Source organism: Rickettsia sp. TH2014, assembly GCF_019249195.1.
In the GTDB taxonomy this organism is placed as follows: Bacteria; Pseudomonadota; Alphaproteobacteria; order Rickettsiales; family Rickettsiaceae; genus Rickettsia; species Rickettsia felis.
In genome coordinates, this window is record NZ_MXAX01000285.1 from 1 (window position 1) to 4,817 (window position 4,817).

Consider the following 4,817-nt stretch of genomic DNA (forward strand, 5'->3'; position numbering starts at 1 on the left):
AATGATGCTCACAGCAACATTAGATGCTAAAGCACATCCTAGCGTAGAATCTGAAGAAGTTACAGTACAATCACCCCAAGGAAACAATAGCAATACCTCAAGATGGTTTAAGTTCAAAAACCCATTAAGCCATCTTAGTAATATATTAGGATTCAATAGCGGTAGTACTGCGCCTAAAGCTCAAGAAAAGCCCATTACTATAGAAGAACTACAGGACTTATATAACAATGATCCCGATGAGCAACTACACAATAACTTTAATAATGTAAACACATCATTTAATTTTGCAGCAGATGGATCTGCCACTCTCAGCAGAGACAGTATATATTTCATGCCTCAAGACAATCTTGTAACGAAAGATTGGGACGAGGAGACTATATATTCTGAACCATGGGACGATACCGCACTTGCAGAAGGATTGCCATCTGCCCCACCACTAGAATACTTAGCATCAGCACCTAGCGATAATGATTTACCGCTACCATCAGCACAACCTGCAGAGGGAATAACAGAAACAGAGAAGGCAGCTATCGAGATATTAGACCAAGTACTAGATGGCGATAGTGCATACGATACATTATCAGATGACACAATATCAGATACTTCATCAGAACACTCTTTAGAATCAGATTGCAGCATATCAACCACGCCTAGCATACCGAGATCATCAGATCAAAATCAAGGTGTTAAAACTGAGATAGGTGGCATGAGTATAACGATCCCAAATCATTTTTTTGCAGTAGATAAAGAAGACACTTCGAGTCTATCTAATTTTAGTGAGAATGATGATGAGTGGGATGATGAAGAGGACGATAAGTGGAGCAAGCAGGCTATAGAAGATGTTGCCAAAAGAGTAACACCGGAATCAAATGATACAACAAACACAGAACCAGTAAATACTTTTAATGGCTCTGATACTACTAAGTCATCAACATCAGTTCCAATACAAGATTTACCTAAGATAGTAGGGTGTCAGTATAAAGAGCCATTAATTCCAAACAATCATTATAAAGCAAAACAAAGTTCTACTGTGATTTTAGCGGAACTTGAGGTTAAAGATGAGCTACAACAGACTTTAAGCAGAAGAAGAGCAGTAATGGAGATAGAAGAAGATGATGAAGTGGAAGGGTTAGATGAGGAAAATGAAATATCATCACCTACATCAGCTTTGCAATCAGCACCACCTGCAGATGCTATATATTCAAAACTATCAGCATCTGAGGAAGCAAGACAAACTATCGAAAGAAATAAATCAGCAATAGCAAAGAACAAAGCCTTATTAGAAGCGAAATACGCTACTATTGCAAAATCAAGATTAGGCTTAGCATACAAAGATCCTGATACTAAAATAGGCGATGCATTCACTTCTGAGTTTGAGTCAAAAAATAATGAACAAGTCATAGATAACGATGATACAGCTTTAATATTGCCTCCCCCACCAACGGAAGCAGAATTAGCATTAATGGATACGGGCATAATATCCAATTCTAATGATATCAATGCCACTCAAACAATAGACTATGACGTATTAGAAAAAGAGCAGGATAGGCTGCCCCTACCACCATACCCAGTAACAGAGGTGGATAGAGAGAAAAATATATCTGAAATAATAGAAAACGCTGATGAAGATTTACTGTTTCCTCCCCCTCCAACGGCAGAGGAATTACAGGAGTTGGGCATAGTGTCTGATGTTACTGAGGATGATGCAATAGAAGATTTACCATTTCCACCACCTCCATCAGAAGATGAACTAGCAGCGTTAGACCAACTTACTGAAGTATCAAACCTCAAGCAAGCACCAGTAACAATGGCATCTATATCATCTGAGCTTCAAGAAGAAAGCGAGTATCATGGAGATAGTGATATCTTGACCCAAGAAACAGTAGAAGACGACGATATCCAAAACTCTATTACTGAAGTAGATGTTGATGCTGCATCTAGCGAACCTTGCGTACAAGCGACCTCTATAGACAAAGAAGAGATGCTTAAAAAAGCAGCTATGGTAGCAGCATCACATAACCAAGCACGTAATATGAGTAAAATAGCAAGTCATCAGATTAAGCACCGCATTTTTGCTAAAGATATAGTAACTGCGGCTGTTGCTGCAGGTGATGAAGAAGCAGGTGGAGCTCTAGATGATGCAGCTGAAAAAACCCACGGCTATAGTATATGGAGTAGTGGTACGCTTGGCAGTAACAAACAAAAATCTAAAGCAGACTTAAATGGATACAGCACTAAAATAGCTGGAGGCACTATTGGGCTAGAGCTTAACCTTGAGAATGATTTGCTGGTAGGTGGCAGTTTTAGCAAGTGCACTAGTCGTGTGAAATATCAAGATCAAGGCGGGTCAAGTGATTTACGAAGCAGTACTGCAAGTACCAGCACTAAATATGATACTCATATATTTAGTCTATATGGCTCACGTCCAGTAAGTCGTGATATCAGCATGTCGGTAATAGGTTCAGCAGGCTATAGCAAAGGCACAAAAGCAAGCTCAAAGTTATTGAGTCTTGAGCCTCATCTTCACTACAGAATAGAGTTACCGAGAGCAGTAACGCTAATACCTCACATTGGATTGAGATACGAATATGAGAAAGCAAGTCGCCATAAAGAGCAAATAGCAAGTAACCTATCTATAGAGCATTCTAAAAAGAGCTACCAAGCCTTTAATGGTGAGATAGGCAGCAGAGTAATATTTGCCCCTATTAAACTAAATGGTAGTACTTCACGGGCAATATCCATAACACCTACTGCTCATTTCTCGGTAGAGAGAAGAATAGGTAGCAGGGGCAAAAGCCATCCTTTCACTTTAACGTACTACGAGTCCAAGCAAACTATCGGAACTGGCACCATATCAACTAATGCTCAGAACGAAAGGACGAGTCTTAATGCTGGGGTCGGATTAATAGCGAGCCGGAAAAATATTAAGTTAGAGCTACTATACGACCATACAAGGCAAAAGCGATTTAAGAGCCATCAAGGGGTTTTAAAGCTGAAGGTGAGTCTCTAGACCAAACGAATAAAAAACCCTTAAGAAAATAACAAAAATAAAACAGTCGTAAGGCAAAGAGGTAGGTATTACCTACCTTAACATTGCCAATAARGACATAAAGAATTAATCTTAAATTAATACTTAGACAATAGGTGTTGTATGAAAAATGTAGAATATCAAGAGAATATAGCTGCAGTAGAAGAAGTAAAGATGCGCCGTAAAAATATGAAGAGTTATGTATTAGCTCTTGAACTATGTAATAAAGTCATGAAAACAGCTGGCATTGATAATATTCCTAGTGAAGATCATATCAATCTCTTTAACCTCAAAGTATATAAAAATGGCATAGTGGCACTGAGCGAGTTATTAGTGCGGACTATAGATGAAAAAACAAAAATCAAGGATGAGGAGTTAATCGAATGCTATGAACCGATAATAAACTTACTTGAGAAATTCATTAGACCTAAAAATGATGCAGAATATTATTTTAAGCAAGGTCAGAGATTGTATGGGAGCGGGGAATATAAAGAGGCATTAATCTCTTTCGAGGAAGCAAGTAATATTATTACCCGTTCTATGTATTACCATCATAAAGGAAAAGCACTTTTAAAGTTAGAGCGTGCAGACGTGGCAATTAAAGCTTTCAATAGGGCGATAGAGCTAAATCCTGATTATGCCGAAGCTTATAATGAAAAAGGTTACGCCTTAGCCAGTTTAGCAAAACATAACGAAGCTATTAGCTGCTACAATCAGGCGATAGCACTAAAGCCTGATGATGCAGAGGCTTATTACAACAAGGGACGTAGTCTATGTGAATTATGTAGATACACAGAAGCAGTCATATGTTTTGGTAAAGCAAGTACCATTAATCCTAATTTTAAATTAGCCATGATTCATCAAACTAGCACCATAAATTATCTAAAAGATAGGACTTTACAGGCTCAAACCAAGGATTTGATCAAAAGAATTAGTAGAACAAAATTAATAGGTAATTAAATGACAGAGCATGTATCAAATTTAGAGAATAAGAACACATTAAACAAATTAAATAAAGGCTATAAGTTATATAATCTAGAAAGATATGAGGACGCTTTAAAAGAATTCAATAGTGCAGTAGCTATTAATGAAGAGAATATGTTTGGAGAGGCTTATTTAGGTAAAGGAGCTAGTTTATCGTTACTAGGTAAGCGAGAATTAGCTGAAGAAGCATATGGTAAAGCCATAAATAAACTGTGCTCAGGTGCCTATTATAATAAAGGATTATTACTATCTAAGGCAGATAGAATTGCTGAAGCACATAGCTGTTATGAGCGAGCGATAGAGTTAGAGCCAAATGACCCAAAACTTTATTGTGAGTTAGGTAGAAATCTCGGTAAGTTTGATGGATCTTTTGCCAAAGAGGCAATTAAAGCTCTTGACCAAGCTATTATGTTAAAGCCGCATTATGCCGGAGCATATTATGAGCAGGGTGTGGTATTTAAAAAGTTTGAGAGATACGAGGATGCAATTACTGCTTTCAATAAGGCAATAGAGCTAAATCCGCATTATGCGGATGCTTATTGCTATAAAGGTGCTGCGTTATATTGTCTAGAAAGATATGAAGAAGCGATAAAAGAATTCGATAGTGCAATAGCACTCGATCCTCACGAGCCAGTATATTTTTGCAATAAGGGTGATGCACTCCATAAGCTTGAAAGATATGCAGAAGCGATAAAAGAATTCGATAAAAAAATAGAGTTAAAGCCTGATGATGCAGATGCTTATTACAGTAAAGGCAGCTGCTATAATTATTTAGAACAGTACGATGAAGCAATTAAGTGTTGTG

Annotated in this window: 3 protein-coding genes; all 3 read left to right on the forward strand. The window is 37.7% G+C overall.

The features are described 5' to 3' along the window. The coding region (locus KYQ89_RS07990) for an autotransporter outer membrane beta-barrel domain-containing protein (RefSeq protein WP_256621486.1) at positions 1-3,010 on the forward strand (3,010 nt) is incomplete at its 5' end. Positions 3,011-3,151: 141 nt separating this feature from the next. Further along, a complete protein-coding gene (locus KYQ89_RS05920; RefSeq protein WP_256621487.1) occupies positions 3,152-3,988 on the forward strand; it encodes a tetratricopeptide repeat protein in 837 nt (278 codons plus the stop codon). Further along, positions 3,989-4,817, forward strand: an 829-nt coding sequence (locus KYQ89_RS05925; RefSeq protein WP_218460814.1) for a tetratricopeptide repeat protein, incomplete at its 3' end; no start/stop codon positions are given.